Genomic DNA, 20163 nt, shown 5'->3' with positions numbered 1-20163 from the left:
CACATACGTACCGGCGGCAGCCGGCCCGGCCCGGGGAGGGCCGGCCGGACACGGCCAGGAGAGGCGCGCTGCTCGCCCTGCGGTCAGCGGCCCAGCAGCAGCCCCGCTCCCGACACATCCGCACGGATGCCGTCCTTGTCCACCGTCACGCGCTGCAGGCTCAGAGCGCCATCGGGCGGTTTCGGTAGCTGGACGGCGAAGGAGAAGTGGTCGGCGATCTGGGGGCGGGTGAGCTTGGTCAGGGCGGTGAGCAGGGACGGGTCCAGGCCCAGTTGCTTGAGGAGCCCGGGGTGGGCGAGTGCCGTGTCCAGGAGGTTGATGCCGGTCAGGTCGTGCAGGAAGCGTGGCGCGCCGGTGAGTCGATGGAGTTTGTCCTCGTCGTGGAGAGCGGCGCGCAGCAAGCTGTCGGGGACGCCCAGACGGTGCACGATCTCCGGGACGGTCAGCAGGCTCCTGATCTTCTCCCCCTCCCGGGTGAGACGGCGCGCCGAGGCGGGGGTCAGGTGGAGGCCCTCGGTGGGCCGGGTGCCGGGCCGGTACGTCGCGAGGTCGTCGATGTCGAGCTGTATGCCGTCCACGGAGGTGGCGATGCCACGGTCCCCGACGCGGCGGACGTCGGCGGCGGCCCGCACGCTCAGGTCGCGGCCCGCGATGCGCAGGGCGCCGTGGGCCAGGACGCGGCCGGGCCCTTGGGCCGTGAACGTCACCTGGGAGGCGCCGAGTTCGCGGTTCATGTCGGCGAAGGACAGCAGGACCTGACCGTGCACCTGCCGGACGAGTGCGCCGCGCACCGTGGTGGGCCCGTCGCCGTCGATGCGGATGTCACTGGCGGTGGCCGTGACCTGGGTGAGGGTGACCCGCTGGGCCGGGATGTCCGGGACGGTGACGGAGACCGAGTCCAGGCGTCGAGCGGCCAGTTGCGTGAGGAAGGGAAAGCCACCGATGTGCACCTCGGGGGCGGCGGTGAGGTGCAGCTTGTCCTTGAGCTGTTCGGACGTCTTGTGCTCGGCGTACAGCAGCGCCCAGCGGTCGGCGAGGGTGACGAGGCAGACGAGGGTCAGCACCCAGACGAGGAGACGGGCCACGGTGGGCAGGCCGGTGGCGCGGTTACGACGGCGGCTGCCACGCCGGTGGTTGGGCGGCGCCCAGGGCACCTCGGCGTCCTCGTCCTGCCGGGGCGCCTGGCCGTCTTCGGTGAGGAAGTCGTCCAGCGGATGGTCCGCCAGCGCGGCCAGTTCGTCGTACGGGTTGCGCCCGAGTGGAACCTTTTCGGGAGGAGCCCCGTCCGACTGGGCAGCGTGATGCGTCTGTATGTGGGGGGTACGCATCGGTAGATTTCATCACATAGTTGCACCACGTCCGCAAGTCCCACGTGAAGTAAGGGACGAATTCAGTCACTTCGCGGCTTGCATTCGGCACCGGCCAGGAGGTCGGTTGGTCCCTTTCGGCCGGTCGCTGTGATGGTGGCTTGGCAATCGCTTGCAGCAGATCGGGTCGAAGGCTCAGCATGTCGGTTCCCACCCGTTGTTCGGCAGTCAGTGGCCTATGCGTCCGGGGCGTGGGAGGAGTGAGCGCGAGCCGCGCGGAGCCGGCGACGTGTGGTTGCCGGTGTCCGTGTCTTCGGAAAGGGCTGGACGTGCCAGAGCCGTTTGATGCCGTGACCCCCGCTGCCGCCGGCGGGTCCGGGTTCTCACCGGAGGCGGCTGCACCGCCGACGGTGGGCGTGGAGGAGGAGTTCGTCCTGGCCGACCGGCACAGCAGGTCGGCTGTCTACAGGTCTCTTTCCGTGGTGTGCGCCGCTCGTGCTCACCTCGGCGGGCCGCATGCCGTACCCGAGCTGTCGCAGTCCCAGGTGGAGACCGTCAGCGCGGTGTGTCGTACCGCCGCCGAACTGGAGGCGGAAATCGCACGATTACGCACCGGCGCGGCCGCCGCCGCTGCCGAGCACGACTGTCTGCTGGTGCCCAGCGGCATGGCCGTCCTCGGCCGGTCAGGGCCTCCGCCCGTCCTGGACCAGGCACGTTACCGCGCCCTCGTCGGCCGCTTCGGACCCGTGGTCGAAGACCAAGGCGTGAACGCCTGCCACGTGCACGTCGGCGTCGCCGACCGGGAAGAAGCCGTCCAGGCGGTCAACCACCTACGGGGCTGGATGCCGCTGCTGCTGGCCCTCACCGCCAACTCCCCGTACGGCGACGGAACGGACACCGGGTACGCGAGCTGGCGCACCATGGTCTGGAGCCGGTGGCCCTCAGCCGGGCCTCCCCCCTACCTGCGCGGCGCGGCCCACCACGCATGGATCGTCGACCGGCTCGTGGCCATCGGGGCGGCGCTGGATCCGGCCATGGTCTACTGGCACGTCCGGCCCTCGCCGCATCTTCCCACCATCGAGGTACGCATCGCCGACGTGCTGCCCGACGCCGGTACCACCACCGCGTACGCGCTGCTCGTCCGCGCCCTGGTCGGACACGCCGTGGAGGTGGCGCGCGCCGGCGAACGCGCACCCGAGGTCCCCGACCCGCTGCTGAGGGCGGCCTGCTGGCAGGCCGCCCGGCACGGGCCGACCGGCACCCTGCCGGGCACCCACACCCGCGACTGCGTCCCCATGACCGTCGGCCGGCTGATCGAGGAGCTGTGGAAACGGGCCGAGCCGTACCTGGGCCGGCACGGCGACGACCAGCGGGTCGGTGGCTGGCTGAGCGATGTCCAGCGCACCGGGACCGGCGCCGCGCGACAGAGGCGCATCGCCGAACGGCACGAGGGCGACCTGCGGGCCGTGGTGGACGACCTCGCTGTCGAGCTTCCCTGAGTCAGACCCGGACGTCACTCCGGTCCGCGCTCGGGCGCGGATCGGAGGATTCGTTGACATCCATGGGCGCCCGGCGGGTTTACGGTGGTCCTGAGGGCTCTGTTCGGAAATGAGCGCAGCCCGGAGTACTCGGCTTCGCCGGACCGTGCCGCTTCCGCTCGTCCCGGGGGGTGTCATGAAAGTTGAAATGATCCAAAGGGCCGCCGACGTTCTCTTCGACGTGCCGGGCGAGATGCACGAAGAGATCATCAGGCTCATCGGTGCGACCATCGACGACACCGAGACTCAGGCGCCGGACCTCGCGGCCGCGTTCGGCGAGTGGTGCTGGCTCGTGTACACGATCCACGGCGACGTGGTCGAGGTACTGGACGTCGGCTGCGCTCGCTGACACCGGGACCGGTGCACCGTCGCACAGCCCTGCACCCGTACCGCAGCGCCGCCGCGCCCGCCGTTTCGGGGCGCGGCACCACGGGAACCCGAGGCCGCACCCTGCGGAAAAGGGGAGCACGCCGTGCCCGACACCGACCAGGACCGCATACGGAACCATGCCCTGCCGCTGACCGATCAGGCGTCTTTGGACCCCCTGGTGGAGCGCATCGGCGACGCCCGCTATGTGCTGCTCGGCGAGGCCTCCCACGGCACCGCCGACTACTACCAGGTACGGGATGCGCTGACGCGCCGGCTCATCGAGGAGAAGGGATTCTCCTTCGTCGCCGTGGAGGGCGACTGGCCGGACTGCCAGGCCGTCCACTGCGCGGTGGTCGCCGCGCCGGGCGCGCCCGAGGACCCCGGCGAGGTGCTGGCCGGCTTCAGGCGCTGGCCGGCCTGGATGTGGGCCAACACCGACGTGGCCGCCTTCGCCCGCTGGCTGCGCCGCCACAACGAGGCACTGCCGCCCGAGCGGCGCGTCGGCTTCTTCGGGCTGGACGTCTACAGCCTGTGGGAGTCGCTGCACGCGGTGCTCGGTCATCTGCGCGAGCACGACCCCGACCAGGTGGAGCACGCCCTGGAGGCGTACCGCTGCTTCGAGCCGTACGCCGCGGATTCGCAGTCGTACGCGCCGGCCACCCGATATGTGCCCGAGGGCTGCGAGCCACAGGTGGTGTCCCTGCTCACGGAGCTGCGGCGGCGGGCCGCCGGGGCGGCCGGCCCGGACGGCTCGCTCGCGGAGTTCGCCGCCCGGCAGAACGCCGAGGTACTGGCCGGCGCCGAGCGCTACTACCGGGCCATGCTCGACAGCGGGCCCGAGTCCTGGAACATCCGCGACCACCACATGGCCGACACCCTGGACCGGCTGATGGAGTACTACGGCCCCGACGCCAAGGCGGTGGTGTGGGAGCACAACACCCACATCGGTGACGCGCGAGCCACGGACATGGCCGACATCGGCGAGGTCAACGTCGGTCAGCTGGTGCGGGAACGCCACATGGGCAAGGGCGTGGTGCTGGTCGGTTTCGGCTCGCACTCCGGCACCGTGGTCGCCGCGGACGCCTGGGGGGACGCACCGAGGATCATGAGTGTGCCGCCCGCCCGCACGGGCAGCCTGGAGGATCTGCTGCACCGGGCACTGCCCGGCGCGCGGGCGCTGTTCGTCTTCCCGCATGTGCAGTTGCAGCATCCGCCCTCTGCCGGCCGAGGCGAGTGGTTCCACGAAGAGCGCGGTCACCGCGCGATCGGCGTGGTGTACCGGCCGCAGCACGAGCGCGTCCGCAACTACGTCCCCACGGTCCTGGCCCAGCGCTACGACGCCTTCTGCTACCTCGACCGCACTCAGGCGCTCACGCCCCTGCACCCCCTGCCCGCGGAGACCCCGGAGCAGCAGACCTGGCCCGTCGGCGTGTGACGCGTGTCCCCGCGCGGGGTACTCGCCGGTTGGCACAGGTACACCCCGGGGCTCGTCCCGGGGTCACACTCGTACGACCGCCGGGGACGTGTGCAGCGCCGACCTGGTCACCTGCTCCCCGCAGGACGACATCGACCAGGCCGTACGGATGATGCGCGAGCACGCCCTGCGGCGGCTGCCGGTCATCGAGGACGGCCGGCTGGTCGGCACACTCACCCTGGGCGGCCTGGCCATCGAGCGCGATCCGCAGTCCGCCCTCGCCGACATCGGCTCCGCGGAGCCGAACCTATCGGTGGCGATCCCGCAGGGGGTGCCTCCCGCTGCTGCCGTCGCCCTTCGGCTTCGGCACGTGTGCCGAAGCCGTTCGCCGTTGTCCGCGGACCGCGGCGGACCGGCCCCCGGCTCTCCGCTCCCAGCCGGGTGCACGGTCCGCTTCCCGGTGCGCACGTACGCCGGCACAGGAGGTGCCTGACATGGGGCCGACGCTCTCGCTGGGACACCTGGCGGGCATCCGCATCAGGGCGCACTGGAGTGTCCTGGTCATCTTCGTCCTGATCGTCTTCGGACTGGCCGCCGACCGTCTGCCGCACGCCCACCCGGGCCTTCCGGGCTGGCTGTACGTCGTGGGGGGGCTGGCCACCGCCGTGGTCTTCCTGCTGTCGCTCCTGGCCCACGAGCTGAGCCATGCGATCGTCGCCCGCCGCAACGGCGTGGACAGCGACGACATCACGCTGTGGCTGCTGGGCGGGGCCGCCCGCCTCAGGAGCGAGGCCCCGAGCCCGGCGGCCGAGCTGCGCATCGCCGGCGTCGGGCCCCTCGTCAGCCTCGCCCTGGGCGGGGCGTTCACGCTGCTGACCATCCTGTTCCACCGGGTGCACGGACCGGGGCTGCTGGTCGAGGCGCTGGGCTGGCTGGCCGGGATCAACGTCCTGCTGGCGGTGTTCAACGCGCTGCCGGCCGCGCCGCTCGACGGCGGACGGCTGCTGCGCGCCCTCGTGTGGTGGCGCACCGGCAGCCGTCTGCGGGCCACCGAGGTCGCCACCACCGCCGGCCGCGCCCTCGGCTGGCTGCTCATCGCCGCCGGGGTGTACCTCGTCTTCACCGGTGCCGCGGCCGACGGGGCCTGGCTGATACTGATCGGCTGGTTCATGATCGCCATGGCCACCGCGGAGGGTGGCCAGGCCGAGCTGCGGGAACTGCTCGGCTCGGTGCCGGTGTGCCGGGCGATGACCCCGGACCCCATGACGGTGCCGGCCGCCACCACGATCCAGGAGTTCCTGAGCGGCCCGTCCTGGGTCTATCGTCACTCGGCCTTCCCGGTCACCGATCCCGCCGGACGGCCCATGGGGCTGATCAGCGTCGCCAAGGCCGGACAGGTCCCCCCGGCGGAACGCGAGCGCACCACGGTCACCAGCGTGATGGCGCCCCTCGACACCCTCCCGACCGCGCGCCCCGACGACCGGCTGGTCGATCTCCTGCCCGCCGTCCAGGCCGCCCCGGCCCACCGCGCTCTCGTCCTGTCCGAAGAGCGGGTCGTCGGCATCCTCACGCAGTCCGACATCAGCCGGGTCACCAACTGGCTCACCTCGGCCGGGCCGACGGGCATCAACCGTGTCCAGCCCTCGGGCTGACTCCGTGGCAACGGGTACGAACCGTGTTCAATCCTCCGGCTGACCCGCCGCAACGGGCACCACGGCGACCGGACAGTTCGCATGGTGCAGCACGGCATGCGACACGGTTCCCAGCCGCAGCCCCAGCCGACCGCGAGGCGGACGGCGCCCCACCACGACCAGACCGGCCCGCTCCGAAGCCTCCACGAGCACACCGGCGGCCGAGCCGATGACCATCTCCGGTTCCGCGTGCACCCTCGGGTACTCGGCGACCGGCGCGAGGGCGCGGTCGAGCAGTTGCTCGTGCAGGCGCATGTCGTCGTCCACCCGGCTCACCTGAGGCACCATCAGACCGGCCCGGGACAGCGGAGTCCAGGCGTGCAGCAGACGCACCGTGGTACCACGCCGTCCCGCCTCGGCGAGGCCGAACCGTACGACGTCCCCGTCACGCTCGTCCGCGATGCCGACCACGACCACGTCGCGCACCGCGTCCCCGTCGCTCCGCCCTCGGACGACGGCCACCGGCCGGTCCGCATGGGCGGCGAGCTTCAGACTCACCGAGCCCACCAGCAGCCCGGTGAAGCCGCCCCGACCGCGGGTCCCCACCACGATCAGCCGGGCGTCGGCATCCCGGGCGGCCGCCACCAGCGCCTCGGCCGGATGGCCCCGGGCGAGGACGACGTCGGTCCCGAGGCCGGGCCTGGCGAGAGCGATCCTGGCCTGGGCGTCGTCCAGGACACCGGCACCTGTCTGCACGACGCGTGCGTCGTCCTCCTGATCCGCACCCTCCGGTTCTTCGCCGAGGTCGACGGAGTGGAGGATCCGCAGCGCATCACCGCTCAGCTCGGCCTCGGCGGCGGCCCACTCGACGGCGAGCCAGGCGTCCGACGTGTCATCCATGCCGACCAGTACGGTGCCGGATCGGCCGACTGTGGTCATCGTCCCTCCAGGTGACTCGTCCGGCCCGGGAGAGGTCCCGATGCCGGCGTTCGGCAGCGGAACCGTGCGAGCCGGGGGGTCAGTGGTGCTCCTTGCGGCAGGCTGATCAGTGCCGGTCCGAGACCGGGACGGTGGAGGACCTCGGCCTGCGAAATCGCGCCCACGGCGGTCACCTGGGACGCCGCCGGCGAACGATCGCGGGCGAACCCGGTGAGCGCGGCGACGGCCTCCTGCCACTTCACGGCCGCCCGGGTACCCGCGCCGGACGACACCAACCCCGGCGTACGGCAGTGGTCACGGCGGCCGGACCGCGTCGGCAGGTCTTCCGGCTACTGTGCTACAGGAGGATGTCCGGGGCGCGCGCACGCGGGGTACTCGCTGGTCATCGCATGCGAGAGGCGGTGACCAGCCATGGCGGGCGACGTCATCGAACGAGGCGCCATCTATTTCGTGTACCGGCCAAGAGTCGAGCGGGAACAGGTTCACGACATCGAGGACGTACAGCGCCACGTACGACACACGAACCCGAGGCGCGCGGACGCAACCCGAAGCCAGGCCGGCGGGAGAGGGCCGCTACGCGATTGTCCGGCACGGCGATCACACGCATCTGACGTACGAGCTCGAACTGCCCGCGAAGCCGGGTGCCGTGCAGAGGGAGCTGACCATCGAGCCCGAGGCGAGCTACGTCATCGCCGTCAAGAACCCCCAGGCGGACGCGCCCGCCGGGGCCGGTCTGCCCCCACGGCAGCGGGCCGACCTGCCAAGACGTGACCAGGAACGGTTCGAAGGACGGAGATCCACCAGCGCCGACCCCGAGCTGCTCGACCAGGAGGGCACCGAGTTCGTACTGATCGGTGCCGCCGACGACGTCGAGCAGGAGCTTGACGTCCGGCTCGCCACGGAGGCCGAGAGCCCGGAGGCGGCCGAGATCTTCCGCCGCCTCCACATGCCGCGCGAGCAGCACCCGACGGAACCGCTGACCGAGGGGGAGTGGCGTTAGCGCAAGTGGTTCGGGGTACCGCGGTCAGCGTTGGTACAGCCCCACGATGGTGCCGCTGGCCAGTTGCTCCCGGTCGAGAACGGCGTGTGCGTCGTCGGCGGTGGCGCGGTCCGGGATCGAGACCGGGGCGGGAAGGGCGTAGAGGCGGAAGAAGTACCGGTGGGCGTCGTCGCCGACCGGCGGCTGCGGGCCACCCCAGCCCCGTTCCCCGAAGCCGTTGCGATGTGCCTGACTGCCCTGTGGCGTCTCGCCGGCGTCCAAGCCCCCGATGCGGGGGTCGATGCCGGTGATGAGCCAGTGCACGAAGGTCCCGGACGGTGCGTCCGGGTCTTCGCACAGCAGGGCCAGCTCCGCCGCGTCGTCCGGTACACCGGACCAGGTGAGCGGTGGAGAGACGTTGTCCGCGTCATGGGCGTAGTGGCGCGGGATCATGCTGTGATCACTGAATGCTGCGCTTGTGAGTTCGATACCGGCCATGCGACACGGAGTACCCCGCGCGGGCGCAGGCATACGACCGCCGGCCTGCGTCAGCCCGCCCAGTCCAGCAGCCGCTCGCCCGTCTCGGGTGCCCGCAGCCGGGTGAGGGACTCTTTCTCCAGCTGGCGCACGCGTTCCCGGGTCAGCCCCACCTGCTCGGCCACCTGCTGCAGCGTGCGCGGGTGCCCGTCGTGCAGCCCGTAGCGCAGGCTGAGGATCATGGCTTCGCGAGGTGCCAGCACACCCAGGGCGTCCCTCAGATCCTCGGCGAGCGCCCGGTACTCGGCCACCTGCGGAGCCTGGAGTATGTCGGTGGCGGGGATGAGGTCACCGACAACCGTCTCGCCGGTGTCGTCCACTGGCGTGTCCAGGCTGAGCGTGTGCCGCCCGACCCTGCGCAGCCAGGCGACCCGGCTCTCGTCGAACCCGCTCTCCCGGGCGACCTCGTCGTCCGTCGGCTCGTGGTCGTGGCGCAGCTGGAGTCGCCGTTCGGCCTTCGCGAGCTTCTGCAACTCCTCCACGACATGCATCGGCAGCCGTACCGTACGAGCGTGCTGGGCCAGGCCCCGTTCGATCGCCTGCCGGATCCACCAGGTGGCGTACGTGGAGAACTTGAAGCCCTTGGTGTGGTCGAACTTCTCCACGGCCCGGATCAGTCCGAGGTTGCCCTCCTGGATCAGGTCGAGCAGGGGCGCGCCTCGATGCGCGTGCCGTTTGGCGATGGACACCACGAGCCGCAGGTTGGCCCGGATCATATGGTCCTTCGCGTGCCCGCCCTCCCGTACGGCCGCCTCCAGTTCACGGCGCCGCTGCGGCGCAAGGCCGCCCTCGCCGCTCTCCGCCCGCTCCAGTTCCTCGACGGCCTGCACACCGGCCTCGATGCGCTGGGCCAGCCGTACCTCGCCCGCGGCGTCGAGCAGCGGGGTCGCGGCGATCTGGGTCAGGTACTGGCCGAGCAGATCGGGTTCCTCGCCGGTCTCCGGGACCCGGCTCCGCGGGCGTGCGGAGCGGGCCGCGGCACGGCGGCGTTCTCGGGGGTCCGCCACGGCGGATCGTGCCGGGCCAGGCATCGTTACGGCCTCCGACTCCTGTCGCTTCGGCTCTGTGCTTCCGGAGAGTGCCGAGTACCCCTGCGGGCCGGGGCGTCACCCGTGTCCGCGAGCGCCGGGACAGTGGACGGCGCCGCGGAAGCATCAGCGCAGGCTTGCGCCCTGTGCGCGGAGTTCCCGCTGGACCGCGCTCGCCGGGATGTCCCGCGGCCGTCGGCGCCGGGTCGCGGCGAGGGCCGCGCAGACGCCCGCCGCCTGGCCGGTGGCCATGGAGATCGGCATGACGCGGTAGGAGGAGTGGGCCACGTGGTCGCCGGACATGCAGCGGCCCGCGACCAGGATCCGGTCCAGGCCGTGGGGCAGCAGACAGCGCAGGGGGATGTCGTAGGACTTCCCGCGCGGCAGCCGCTTGAGTGTGGTGCCGCGGCCGCTCGGGTTGTGGATGTCCACCGGGTAGGCGCCCCGTGCGATCGCGTCGTCGAACGCGCGGGCCGTGAGCACGTCTTCGCCCGTCAGCTGGTAGTCGCCCAGGATCCGGCGCGTCTCCCGGACACCGACCTGGACGCCGCTCTGGACGACGTAGGAATCGGCGAAGCCCGGCACCCGGTCGCGCAGGAAACGGGCGATCTGCGCCATCTGGCGGTGAGCCGTGAACTCCGCGCGGGTGAGGTCCCAGACGCTGGTGCCCAGCACCTCGGTGACGCGGGTGGAGTTGACCGCCACCTCACCGGTGTTGGGGGTGGCGAAGAAGAGCATGTCCTCGCGTGGCAGGTCGAGTTCCCCGGCGTCCGTGGCGGCACGGACCAGGTCCCACAGCCCGTGCACCCCCCTCCACTGATCGGGGTGGGCGCGGGTGTAGGCGGTGAACGTGTCGTGGTCGAAGCGGACCATGCGGAACATGAGCGTCATGGGCTGCGTCCAGCCGTCCTCCGGCCGGCCGATCTCGTATGCCGCCCCCGCCGCCGCGGCGATGTCGCCGTCCCCGGTGCAGTCGACGATGACGTCCGCGTCCATGACGAGGGGGCCCGACTTCGTCTCGAACACCGCACGCGCCCGGTCGGGCATGCTGAGCACGTCGGAGGCGAAGGCATGCAGGAGCGTACGGACCTCGTGGTACTCCAGCAGCTCGTACGCCACCAGCTTGAACAGCTCCGGGTCGAAGGGCACGGTGTAGCCGGTCTCCAGTGAGGGCCGGATCGCCGCTCCCGTGCGCACGAGCCGGTCGAGCAGCATCCACAGCACCCCGCCGACAACCGGTTCGCCCTCGCCGTGGTCGGGCGGCAGCAGGCGCGCGGTGTCGCCCGGCACGGCCTGCTTGACCTCGTTGTGGAAACTCATCAGCGGCATCACCAGGGCCGCGGTGGCGTTGCCGCCGAGGAAACCGTAGCGCTCGACCAGGACCACCTCGGCGCCCGCGTTCGAGGCACCGAGGGCCGCGCCGAGGCCCGCCGGTCCGCCGCCGACGACCAGCACCTGGGTGGCGCCCGCGTGCAGGGCTTCACGCGGCGGGAGTTCCACTCGTCTGGGGACGCGGGGCGGCATCAGGTAGGACACGGTGACTCCCTCGAAAACCGGTGGCTGTGGGCTTCAGCCCGTAGTGGAGGCGGGCACCGGCGTGCCGTCTTGGACGACGTCGTGCGCCGTGGTCCGGTCCAGGTGGGCAAGAAGCCGGTCAGCGGTCTGCGCCGCCCGCGACCGCAGCGCCGCCGTGCGAGCTGCTGTGTCCGCCGTCCGGGCGGGTCGCTCGTCCCACAGGCGGTCCACCTCCGCCAGCAGCAGCCCCGTCGTCTCCCTGATCACGCCGCGCAGGGCGGGCGCGCCGACCTGCTGGGCGAAGTCGAAGACCTTGCCGGCGTAGGGCAGCGGCAGCAGCGGAATGCCCGCCAGCGCGGCGAAGATCAGAAAGTGCAGCCTCATGCCGACGGCCAGGTCGAGTTGCGCGACGATGTCGAGGACCTGCTGCGGCCCGTAGTCGCCGTGCAGCACCGTGCAGCGGTCCGCCGTGGCCATGCGGGACACCACGGCGTGCGCGTGCCGGATGTCGCCTCGTTCCATCGAGACGAAGACGACATGAGCGTCCAGGCGGTGGACGAGGAAATCCGCCACGCTCGCCAGGAGCTGGTGGTACCCCTCCTCGTCGAGGTGCTCGGCCGCGCGTCCGGGCTCCCGCACGCTCATGCCCACCAGGCGCCTCCCGCGTGGTACGGCCTCCGCCCGCAGCAGTGCCCGGCCGCGATCGCCGGGTTCCAGCAGCAGCGCAGGATCGGCGGTCACGGACACGGGCCGGGTGAGCCCGGCCTCTTCGAGTACGAGCTTCGACTCCTCGTCACGGACGGTCACCTCGACCGCGTCGGAGAGCGCAGCGCGGACCCACGCACAGTCCGCCTCGTCGGTCAGCGGACCGGCTCCCACGGCGTAGGCGAAGAGGGGAATGCCGAGATCCTGGGCGGTGCGGGCCAGGCGCAGATAGCGGCGCGCCTCGGTGTCGTACAGGATTCCGCCGCCACCGAGCACGAGCACGCTCAGCCGGCGCAGAGGCCCGGAGATGCCCTCCTTGCACACCCCCTCCCAGCCGACGACCTCGACCTCCGGATGGACGCCGCGGGTGTGCCCGGGATTGCGGGAGAAGACCGCGAAGCGCGTACCCGGCCGCCCGGCCCGAACGCGGTCCAGCAGGGCGGTGAGGATCGCCTCGTCGCCGACGTTTCGGCCCCCGTAGGAGCCCAGTACGCCCACGGTCACGCTGCCTGCGCCGTTCATGACCGGTCCCTCTCGACGTTCACTGCAAGTGCTCCCACGACTCGAGTGCGGGAAGGTGGCCGTCTGCCTTGTGCCCCTTTTCGGCGCCTCTGTATCAGCTTGCCCTGTATCTATCTGTTCGTTCGGCCTGGAAGGCATGGGGCAGTGGGTCTGCTGCCGTACCGGCACTCCTCGCTTCTCCGGTCGCCACGCGGTTTCGCCCGTGCGCCGGTCACGTGTCATCGTGGCGCTCATGGCGACCGGAGTGGATGTGGCCGTGCTGATCGGGTTGCAGGCTGCTGGGAAGAGCACCTTTTACGAGCAGTGTCTGTCCGACCGATACGCACTGGTCAGCAAGGACTTGTTTCCGCGGGGCGCCAGGAACAAGCAGCAGCGGCAGATGCGGCTCGTGGCGGAACACCTGGCGGCGGGGAGGCCGGTGACGGTCGACAACACCAATCCCTCCCCGCAGGAGTGGGGCCCGCTGGTGGAGACCGCCCATGCCCACGGGGCGACGGTGACGGCCTACTGGTTTCCTCCGGACATGGCCGGCTCGCTTCGGCGCAACGCGACCCGCGAGGGCCGTGAACGCGTCCCCGACGTCGGCGTCCTGGCCACGTTGCGGCGGCTGCGCGCGCCGTCGACGGCGGATGGCTTCGACGAGGTGCGCGAGGTGCGGTTCGATGGGCGAGGTGGCTTCGAGGTGCGGGGATCAGGGACGAGACGGGGACGGAGGCGGCCCAGGCAGCCGGGGCCGTGAGCCGTGCGGGGGTACGACACCGGTGATGGCCGGCGGGCCTGGCCGCGCGCCGCCGGCGCCGGGGTGCCTCGATCGGACATCACCAAGCGGAGCCGACTGAGCAGCGAGCGCCTGGGAGCGCGGACCGCGCACCAGTACGGGCCCGCCCGTATCCGGCGGCGGCTGACGTCGGAGCGGGAAGCGGCGCCGCTGTCCACCTGGCTGCCGCCCTGCGGGCGCCCGCGCTGTCCCAGACCTGCCTCTCGCGCGTGGTCCGGCGACCGGTCTCGATCTCGGTCGCTGCGTGGTCGGGGCGAACCCGGACCTGTCGCTGTGTCCCATGCACGTCCCACGGGGCACGACGGCGCCGAGCGAAGAGGGCTCAGCGACGGTGGTGTTCGGCCGGCCCATGTGAACGGTCGTGTTCGTGTTCGCCATGGTCCGGAGAGCCGCCCATCATCCGTAGCATCGCCGGGCCGCCGGTCCGCAGGAAACGGACCACGAGGGCGGCGGCCAGCACGAGGAAGGCGATGTTGAGCCAGGTCGTGTAGTTCCAGCTGACGCCCTCCTGGGGAATCTTCGCGTCGGCCTGGTCAGGGATGAGACCGAGACCCCCGAAGGCGAACTCCACGATGTAGCCGGCCACCGCCATCGCGGCGGAGAAGGTGCCCAGCAGGAAGGCGGCCATCCGGGCGCCGTAGTACTTCCGGTAGATGTTGAGGATCGGCAGGATCAGCAGGTCGGCGTAGATGAAGGCGATGACACCGCCGAAACTGATGCCGCCCTTCCACAGCACCACCGCCAGCGGCACGTTGCCGATGGAGCAGACGAACGTGGCGATCGCCACCAGCGGCCCGACCAGCGGCCCGATCAGCCTGGCCGCGAGCGGATGGTCGGCCAGGAAGAAGGCGCGCCAGAAGTCGTCCGGCACCCACGCGGCGATCGCCCCGGCGATCAGCAGCCCCGCCACCAGGTCGCGCAGGATCGCCGCCCACTCCATGACGAAGATGTGCGAGACGGAGGTGAGACCCTCGCGGGAGAGGAGCCGGCGGACGAAACCGCCCTTGCCGCCCACGGACATGTCCATCGCCGCGTGCCCCTCCATCGACCCGGCGAGCCCCCGCTCGGCCTGCTCCCGAGCTTGCCGCAGCAGCCGCTCGCGAAGGAGGACCCGGAACAGAACGGCCAGGACGACGATCATGATCGGGCCGCCCACGAACTCCGCGGCGGTGAACTGCCAGCCCATCAACATCGCCAGGATCACGCCCAGTTCGATCACCAGGTTGGTCGAGGCGATCTCGAAGGCCATCGCCGCGGTGAAGTCCGCCCCCTTGCGGAACAGCGAGCGGGCGAGCGCGACGGCAGCGTAGGAACAGGACGACGAGGCCGCGCCGAGCCCCGCGGACCGGGCGAGCGTACGGGGTCGGTCGTCCCCCAGCAGCCGTACGACCGTCTCGCGGTGCACCACCGCCTGGACGACGGCGGACAGGGTGAAGCCGAGGATCAACGCCCAGGTGATCTCCCAGGTCATCGACCCGGCAATGGACAACGCGTGTCCGATCGCGTGCATGGTGCCGCCCTTCGTCGGTGCCTGCCGTCATCGAGAGCCTAGTCTATACCCCCCAGGGGTATATTAGGCCGTGGTGTCCGGGTACCCGCCACGCACCCGGCGAGCAGAGCGATGCTCGCCCGGCAGCCGCTTCACGGCTCCCCGAGGGAGGATGGAGAAGAGGCGCTGACGATGGCACGCATGTTTGTCGAGGGTGACGACCTGGTCGTACGGCTGGCCTGGTGGGAGCGGGCGGCCGTGCGCCGTCGCGCTGTGGGTGTGCCGCTTGCGGCGGTGCGCCGGGTGACCGTCGAAGGGGACTGGTGGCGTGCCCTGCGCGGAACTCATGAGCGTGGTCTCCAGATCCCCGGCACCCTGTGTCTCGGCACGCGCCGTCATCAGGACGGAGAGGACTTCGTGGCGGTGCGGCCCGGCAGACCCGTGATATGCGTCGAACTGTGGCCGTCCGCTCCGTTCCGCCTGCTCGCCGTGGCCGTGGGGTCCGGTGCGGAGGGCGAGGCCATGGCCCGCAGACTGCGCCGGGTCGCGCCGGAAACCGACACATCCACACCTTGCCGGCAGCCGCTCCCGGTGCCCTCGGAATCCGAGGAACTCGCGGCTGGATCCCAGTGAGGGAAGCGGTGGTGTCCTGCTACCGCAGCAGGACGTAACGCGCGCAGGGCACGGTGGTCGACACGGGCAGCGGGCTCGGTGTGACCTACGTTGTCCGGTCGGGTCGACGAGAGGGGGGACATCCGCCCCGGGCGGGCGCCGGTCGGCGAGCTGCAGCGCCAGGTCGAAGGGCTGTCCGGGAAGGTACCGATGTACTGGAGCGTGACGCCCCGCTTCGGGTACGGCGGCCCCCCCGCATCCGCAGCGTGCGGGCGTACCGGTCGCGTCCTGCGGGGCGGATGCGATCGCGGTCTGCAGCTGGCAGGCCGGCCCGCATCGCCCAGATGGCCGACCTGGTGTGCCGGCTGTGGCGGGAGCCGGACGCGGGGATCTGGGAGGTCCGCAGCCGGCCCCGGCACGTCACCCAGTCCAAGATGATGTGCTGGGTGGCCCTGGAGCGCGCCGCACGCCTGGCCGGCCAAGGGCTCATCCCCACCCGCCACTCCGATCCCTGGCGGCGCGAGGGCCGGGCGGTTCGGACTCGGCCACGGCTTGTTCGCCGGCACCGCACCGGTCAACATCCTGTTGCCCTTGGTCCACCCCCGCATGGGCACTCCCCTCACCAGCGCCCCGGACGTGGCGCTGCTGGAACCTCCCGGTTTCCTCATGCTCAACTACGGCCTGGCCACCCCGACGGTCACCCTCGCCGCACACGTCGCCTACGGCGCCCTCATAGGTGCCTTCACGTCCCTCGCCCGATAACCGCGCCTGCCGGGCGTCCCAGGACCCGGCACGCTCGGCCGGATCACGCGGCGACAAAGCCGGGTCGTGTCCCTCGCCTCGGGCGGCAGTTGCCTTGCGGGTGGCGCCCAGGGCGTGCTCGTCGTCGGCCGGCTGGTAGGCGATGTGGTAGACGTAGGGCGGTCGTGCGGATGACTGGTTCTCGGTGCGAGGCCGAACCGACCGAAGGCTGCCCCGAGTTGGCGGTGGGGTCGCGGCGGGTCATAGGTCGGCCAAGAGTGGTCTAAATCAATGACGCCCGGTTCGGATTCCGGACGGAATGGTCGCATGCCGGCCAGCCGTAGGTGAACCGAGCGTGGAGCGTGGGCGCGGTGGCAGGCACGATGCGTGACGCCGGGCATCGGGCCGGGGGCACGGAGTGCGGCGATGGCGGCAGCCCCTGACGGTGTGTCCAACCGGGCGCCCGGCCGGAATCGTTTCTTGTCGCGGCGGGAACGCATCGCCATACTCGTCGCGCTTGGCATGGGCACGTCCGCCCCTTGGGGGTCGGATCGTCCCCGTGTCTGTCATCCCTCCGGCCCCGGCCCGTCGCGTGCGCGGGGCAACCCCCACTGGAGGCTTCACATGACGCAACGCCGAACAGCTCTCACCAGCCGCGCGCTCACCGGAGCGAGCGTCGTGGCCCTCACGGCCGGCGCGGCCCTGCTCCCCGGCGCCGGCTCGGCGACGGCCGCCCCGGCTTCTGCCGCAGCCACCGCGTCCGCGGCCCGTGCCGCGTCCGCCGCGGCCCTCGTCGTACGACTGGGCGACCGCGCCGCGGGGTCCTACTACGACTCCTCGGCCCACCGGTTCGTCGTCGACATCACCGACCCGTCCGCGGCCGGACAGGTTCGCCGTACCGGTGCCGTCCCCAGAACCGTGCGCTACTCCACAGCCCAACTGCGCAGCGTGCTGGGCACGTTGGCCCAGCGGGCCCGGATCGCGGGCACCGCCTGGTCGGTCGACCCCCGCCGGGACAGAGTCGTCGTGACCGTCGACCCGACGGTCACCGGAGCGAAGCGCGCCCGGCTGAACACGGTGGTCAACTCGCTCGGCGACAAGGTCGTCATGCGTCGGGCCGTCTCCGCGTTCAAGCCGTTCATCGCGGGCGGCGACGCGATCTGGGGCAGCGGAGTGCGCTGCTCTCTCGGGTTCAACGTGACGGTGAACGGCGCGCCGTACTTCCTGACCGCCGGGCACTGCGGCAACGCTTCCGCGACGTGGTCCGACTCGCAGGGCGGCGGGGAGGCCGGCCAGACCGTCGACTCGCAGTTCCCCGGCACCGACTACGCGCTGGTCCAGTACGACGACGCGAGCAGCGACCACGCGAGCGTCGTCGACCTCTACGACGGCAGCGGCCAGCAGATCACCCACGCCGCCGACGCCTACGTCGGGGAATCGGTGCAGCGCTCCGGTAGCACCTCGGGTGTCCACGGCGGGACCGTCACCGGGCTCGACGCCACCGTGAACTATGAGGAGGGGTCGGTCTCCGGGCTCATTGACACCGATGTGTGCGCCGAACCCGGCGACAGCGGCGGCGCACTCTTCGACGCCGACGCGGCCATCGGGCTGACCTCGGGCGGGAGCGGTGACTGCACGTCCGGCGGCGAGACCTTCTTCCAGCCGGTACCGGCGGCGCTGAGCGCGGAGGGGGCCACTCTTCCGTAGCCGGGGCCGCGACTCCTTGGCGGTCGCAGCAGACGAGTGCCTCAACCTGCCCATATCCAGGGCGGGTTGAGGCCTCTTCATGTCCGGCGAACCGGGCCGGTACGAGCCGACGGGTTCCCAAGCCGCTCGCGCCTGCCGCCCTGCCGGTCCGACAGGTCCCGGTCCCGGCGGCCCACTCCGCCGCCGTGCCGCAGACGGAACCGGGTCACTCGACCGCCGGGGACCCACTCGAAGGGGCCCGGACCGCCTCGGACGGCAGGGCCCCGCGCACGGCGCTGCCCATCCCCGTAACACGGCTCATCTGACCGCGTCCGCAGCGACACGCTGGCGGCGTGGGGTGAGCAGGCGTCAGAAGATCATCCAAAAGGGCTAATAGTATGGCAATCTGCTTTTCAGTGGCCCTACTTGATGTCGCCTCAGCGGTCCGGTAAGCGGCATTTAATGCTACGAATCCCCCGATCGGCACCTGGAGCCAGTATTCCGATATGACCGATATGACTGCCGTGGGTACGTTTGATCACGAGCCGACTGACGGGTCGGCATCTCTGAGACAGGAGACAGGAGAAGCGACATGAAGCTCCCCCGTTCCACCGCAGTCACAGCCGGTGTCGCGGCCGCCGCGGCCCTGGCTGCTACTGGCATCACCTACGCCTCGGCCGCCTCCGCCCCGGCGCCCCAGGTAGCCCCGGCCGCTTCCGCCCCGGCCGCTTCCGCCGCGCCACAGGCGCCCCTCGGCAGCGGCAACGGACAGGGCAAGGGCAACGAGGGTTGGGGCAAGGGCAACGAGGGCCGCCGCGGGGGCGGGGGCCACCACGAGTGGGAGGGCCGCATCTGGGTCAACGAGCGGTCCTACTCCAGCCACCCGGGCGACTGCATCACCGTGGTCAGTGGCCTGGGTGCCAAGACCCTGAACGTCCGCAACGACAGCCACAAGACCGTCGAGGTCTTCCGTGGGGCGGTCTGCGACAACGGCGCTCCCATCGCCACCGTGGGTCCCCACAGCTCGAGCTACGGCATCCGCCCGTGCGACAACGACGACGACATCGAGGTCAAGGACGCAGTGGTGGCCAGCTTCCGTGTGGTCCGGGACCACGAGGGTCGCTGGGGTCACGAGGGCGGCGAGGGCGGCGAGGGCCACGAGGGCGGCGAGGGCCACGACGGCAACGACTGGAACGACGGCAACTGGGACTAGTCCGGAGCCGACCGCATGATGTGGAGCCCCGGCCTGCCGGAATCGGGCCGGGGCCCCAGTCCAGTCCATTGTCCGACAGCCATGCGCCATACACACCCTGCCGGAGCCGGACACCAGGCGCTGCGCCCCTGGTGTCCGGTTGGCCGTCCTTTCCTGCACCGGCCGACCCTGCCTGGTGTTTTCCGCCCGAGCGCCTCCCCTCGGTGTGTACCCCCGCGCTGTGGCTGCCGGTGTCCTTCCCGGCGCTTTTTCCACACCCGAACGGGTGAGGAAGATGTAAGCCGTACGCCGGATCGGGGCTCGGCCCTGTCCCGGGAGCGTGACCAGGCACAGGCCAGGGGCGGTGTGCCCCCAGGCCGGACGGCCGAGGCGCCTCGGCCGGCGGTGTGCCTATCGATCGCAGTGTCGTTCCAGGCCTCTCGCGCCTGCTGCACAGCGGCGGCGGAGGCGGCCGTATGTGCGTGCTGCCGCCGCGCGGGTTCCGGCGCGCCGGCACCGGCTTCAGCCGGCCCGCACGTCACCGGCCACCCGCCCCGGGCGGCCACGCCAACCACCCGCACCGGCCACCGGCAGCGGCATCCCTATCCGTGACACCGAGGGGTGAGTGACATGAGTATTCGCCTGGTGGAGGACGTGAGCGACGACACGTACGTCCTGGAGATCTTCGACATCAGGTTGACTCCCGCACTGCCGCGGCTTGGGCACCAGATCCGCTGGGAGATGGAGGGCCACCTCAAAGAAGCCGTCGACCTGACCCGGGTCACCTGCAATGTGATCATGAAGTTCGGTCCGGTGAAGATGCTCGACAGGACCTACGGGCTGCCCGAACTGCTGGCGGGTGTGGGGGGAAGGATGTCGGGTGATCCCAGGCTGCCCGCCGGGCCGTGGAAGCAGGCGTGGAACCTCCACCTTCCCGACGCGGTGCCGGTCGCCCAGCACCGGATCCGCCTGCGCGCGCGGACGGGGAACGGCAAGAACTTCTTCGCCCTGGACATCCCCCTGAACTTCAGCCACAGATTCCGTCTGGCCGCGGCGGGCGGCAGCGGAGCCTCACGCGTGTTTCACAGCACGGGCTGCTGGGCGTGATGAGGCAGCCCGGAGGGTGGGAGGAGGTGAAGGGCGGATTGCTGCCACGGGAGCCCGGGCGCGAGATCAGGCGC

19 protein-coding genes and 1 pseudogene are annotated in these 20163 nt (G+C 71.4%); 13 read left to right on the top strand and 7 right to left on the bottom strand.

What is annotated here, in order from left to right; translation table 11 throughout:
• Positions 1 to 83: 83 nt before the first annotated feature.
• Positions 84 to 1328: an LmeA family phospholipid-binding protein gene (locus BFF78_RS02185; protein ID WP_079161110.1), complete on the bottom strand. Its 1245-nt coding sequence runs from the start codon at positions 1326 to 1328 to the stop codon at positions 84 to 86.
• Between the two features lie 308 nt (positions 1329 to 1636).
• On the opposite strand from BFF78_RS02185, the gene BFF78_RS02180 reads away from it, so the two are divergent.
• The 5 genes from BFF78_RS02180 (at position 1637) to BFF78_RS02160 (ending at position 6280) form a co-directional block, all read left to right on the top strand.
• On the top strand, positions 1637 to 2806 hold the full coding sequence (locus BFF78_RS02180) for a carboxylate-amine ligase (protein WP_159032928.1): 1170 nt from the start codon (positions 1637 to 1639) through the stop codon (positions 2804 to 2806).
• A gap of 175 nt (positions 2807 to 2981) precedes the next feature.
• Positions 2982 to 3194 carry a hypothetical protein gene (locus BFF78_RS02175; RefSeq protein ID WP_069783316.1) on the top strand — a complete coding sequence of 71 codons (213 nt, stop codon included), beginning with the start codon at positions 2982 to 2984 and terminating at the stop codon, positions 3192 to 3194.
• Between the two features lie 123 nt (positions 3195 to 3317).
• Positions 3318 to 4649: an erythromycin esterase family protein gene (locus BFF78_RS02170; RefSeq protein ID WP_079161108.1), complete on the top strand. Its 1332-nt coding sequence runs from the start codon at positions 3318 to 3320 to the stop codon at positions 4647 to 4649.
• An 88-nt stretch (positions 4650 to 4737) separates the two neighbouring features.
• Positions 4738 to 5121: a CBS domain-containing protein gene (locus BFF78_RS02165; protein ID WP_069776690.1), complete on the top strand. Its 384-nt coding sequence runs from the start codon at positions 4738 to 4740 to the stop codon at positions 5119 to 5121.
• Position 5122: 1 nt separating this feature from the next.
• Positions 5123 to 6280: a site-2 protease family protein gene (locus BFF78_RS02160; protein WP_069776689.1), complete on the top strand. Its 1158-nt coding sequence runs from the start codon at positions 5123 to 5125 to the stop codon at positions 6278 to 6280.
• Positions 6281 to 6307: 27 nt separating this feature from the next.
• On the opposite strand, the gene BFF78_RS02155 is transcribed toward BFF78_RS02160, so the two are convergent.
• A complete protein-coding gene (locus BFF78_RS02155) occupies positions 6308 to 7198 on the bottom strand; it encodes a universal stress protein (RefSeq protein ID WP_069776688.1) in 891 nt (296 codons plus the stop codon).
• 646 nt (positions 7199 to 7844) lie between these two features.
• Between BFF78_RS02155 and BFF78_RS47750 the strand changes: the two genes are divergently transcribed.
• A complete protein-coding gene (locus BFF78_RS47750) occupies positions 7845 to 8198 on the top strand; it encodes a hypothetical protein (protein WP_069776687.1) in 354 nt (117 codons plus the stop codon).
• A 24-nt stretch (positions 8199 to 8222) separates the two neighbouring features.
• Here BFF78_RS47750 and BFF78_RS02145 read toward each other — a convergent pair whose 3' ends face one another.
• The 4 genes from BFF78_RS02145 to BFF78_RS02130 all read right to left on the bottom strand — a co-directional run bounded on the left by BFF78_RS02145 (position 8223) and on the right by BFF78_RS02130 (position 12484).
• Entirely contained in the window at positions 8223 to 8675 is a 453-nt protein-coding gene (locus BFF78_RS02145; protein ID WP_069776686.1) for a YbhB/YbcL family Raf kinase inhibitor-like protein, read from the bottom strand.
• A gap of 50 nt (positions 8676 to 8725) precedes the next feature.
• Positions 8726 to 9745 carry a sigma-70 family RNA polymerase sigma factor gene (locus BFF78_RS02140; RefSeq protein ID WP_069776685.1) on the bottom strand — a complete coding sequence of 340 codons (1020 nt, stop codon included), beginning with the start codon at positions 9743 to 9745 and terminating at the stop codon, positions 8726 to 8728.
• Between the two features lie 123 nt (positions 9746 to 9868).
• On the bottom strand, positions 9869 to 11278 hold the full coding sequence (locus BFF78_RS02135) for an FAD-dependent oxidoreductase (protein WP_227025671.1): 1410 nt from the start codon (positions 11276 to 11278) through the stop codon (positions 9869 to 9871).
• A gap of 33 nt (positions 11279 to 11311) precedes the next feature.
• The gene (locus BFF78_RS02130) at positions 11312 to 12484 is read right to left on the bottom strand and encodes a polysaccharide pyruvyl transferase family protein (protein ID WP_069776684.1); all 1173 of its coding nucleotides are present in this window, start codon (positions 12482 to 12484) and stop codon (positions 11312 to 11314) included.
• A gap of 232 nt (positions 12485 to 12716) precedes the next feature.
• On the opposite strand from BFF78_RS02130, the gene BFF78_RS02125 reads away from it, so the two are divergent.
• The gene (locus BFF78_RS02125; RefSeq protein WP_069783313.1) at positions 12717 to 13223 is read left to right on the top strand and encodes an ATP-binding protein; all 507 of its coding nucleotides are present in this window, start codon (positions 12717 to 12719) and stop codon (positions 13221 to 13223) included.
• A gap of 361 nt (positions 13224 to 13584) precedes the next feature.
• On the opposite strand, the gene BFF78_RS02120 is transcribed toward BFF78_RS02125, so the two are convergent.
• The gene (locus BFF78_RS02120) at positions 13585 to 14772 is read right to left on the bottom strand and encodes a permease (RefSeq protein ID WP_069776683.1); all 1188 of its coding nucleotides are present in this window, start codon (positions 14770 to 14772) and stop codon (positions 13585 to 13587) included.
• 171 nt (positions 14773 to 14943) lie between these two features.
• On the opposite strand from BFF78_RS02120, the gene BFF78_RS02115 reads away from it, so the two are divergent.
• The 6 genes and pseudogenes from BFF78_RS02115 to BFF78_RS02095 all read left to right on the top strand — a co-directional run bounded on the left by BFF78_RS02115 (position 14944) and on the right by BFF78_RS02095 (position 20089).
• A complete protein-coding gene (locus BFF78_RS02115) occupies positions 14944 to 15384 on the top strand; it encodes a hypothetical protein (RefSeq protein ID WP_069776682.1) in 441 nt (146 codons plus the stop codon).
• 278 nt (positions 15385 to 15662) lie between these two features.
• Positions 15663 to 15833, top strand: a pseudogene (locus BFF78_RS47745) (glycoside hydrolase family 15 protein); the annotation flags it as partial.
• Between the two features lie 121 nt (positions 15834 to 15954).
• Positions 15955 to 16125: a hypothetical protein gene (locus BFF78_RS02110; RefSeq protein ID WP_227026199.1), complete on the top strand. Its 171-nt coding sequence runs from the start codon at positions 15955 to 15957 to the stop codon at positions 16123 to 16125.
• A gap of 603 nt (positions 16126 to 16728) precedes the next feature.
• Positions 16729 to 17811 (top strand): S1 family peptidase, encoded by a 1083-nt coding sequence (locus BFF78_RS02105; RefSeq protein WP_069776681.1) that lies wholly within the window; start codon positions 16729 to 16731, stop codon positions 17809 to 17811.
• A 571-nt stretch (positions 17812 to 18382) separates the two neighbouring features.
• Positions 18383 to 19003 carry a hypothetical protein gene (locus BFF78_RS02100; protein ID WP_069776680.1) on the top strand — a complete coding sequence of 207 codons (621 nt, stop codon included), beginning with the start codon at positions 18383 to 18385 and terminating at the stop codon, positions 19001 to 19003.
• 609 nt (positions 19004 to 19612) lie between these two features.
• The gene (locus tag BFF78_RS02095) at positions 19613 to 20089 is read left to right on the top strand and encodes a hypothetical protein (protein ID WP_069776679.1); all 477 of its coding nucleotides are present in this window, start codon (positions 19613 to 19615) and stop codon (positions 20087 to 20089) included.
• Positions 20090 to 20163: the final 74 nt, after the last annotated feature.

Origin of the sequence: Streptomyces fodineus, from assembly GCF_001735805.1 — a bacterium.
Lineage (GTDB): Bacteria > Actinomycetota > Actinomycetes > Streptomycetales > Streptomycetaceae > Streptomyces > Streptomyces fodineus.
Note: the sequence above shows the minus strand (reverse complement) of the source record. Positions and strands in the feature narration are given on the sequence as shown.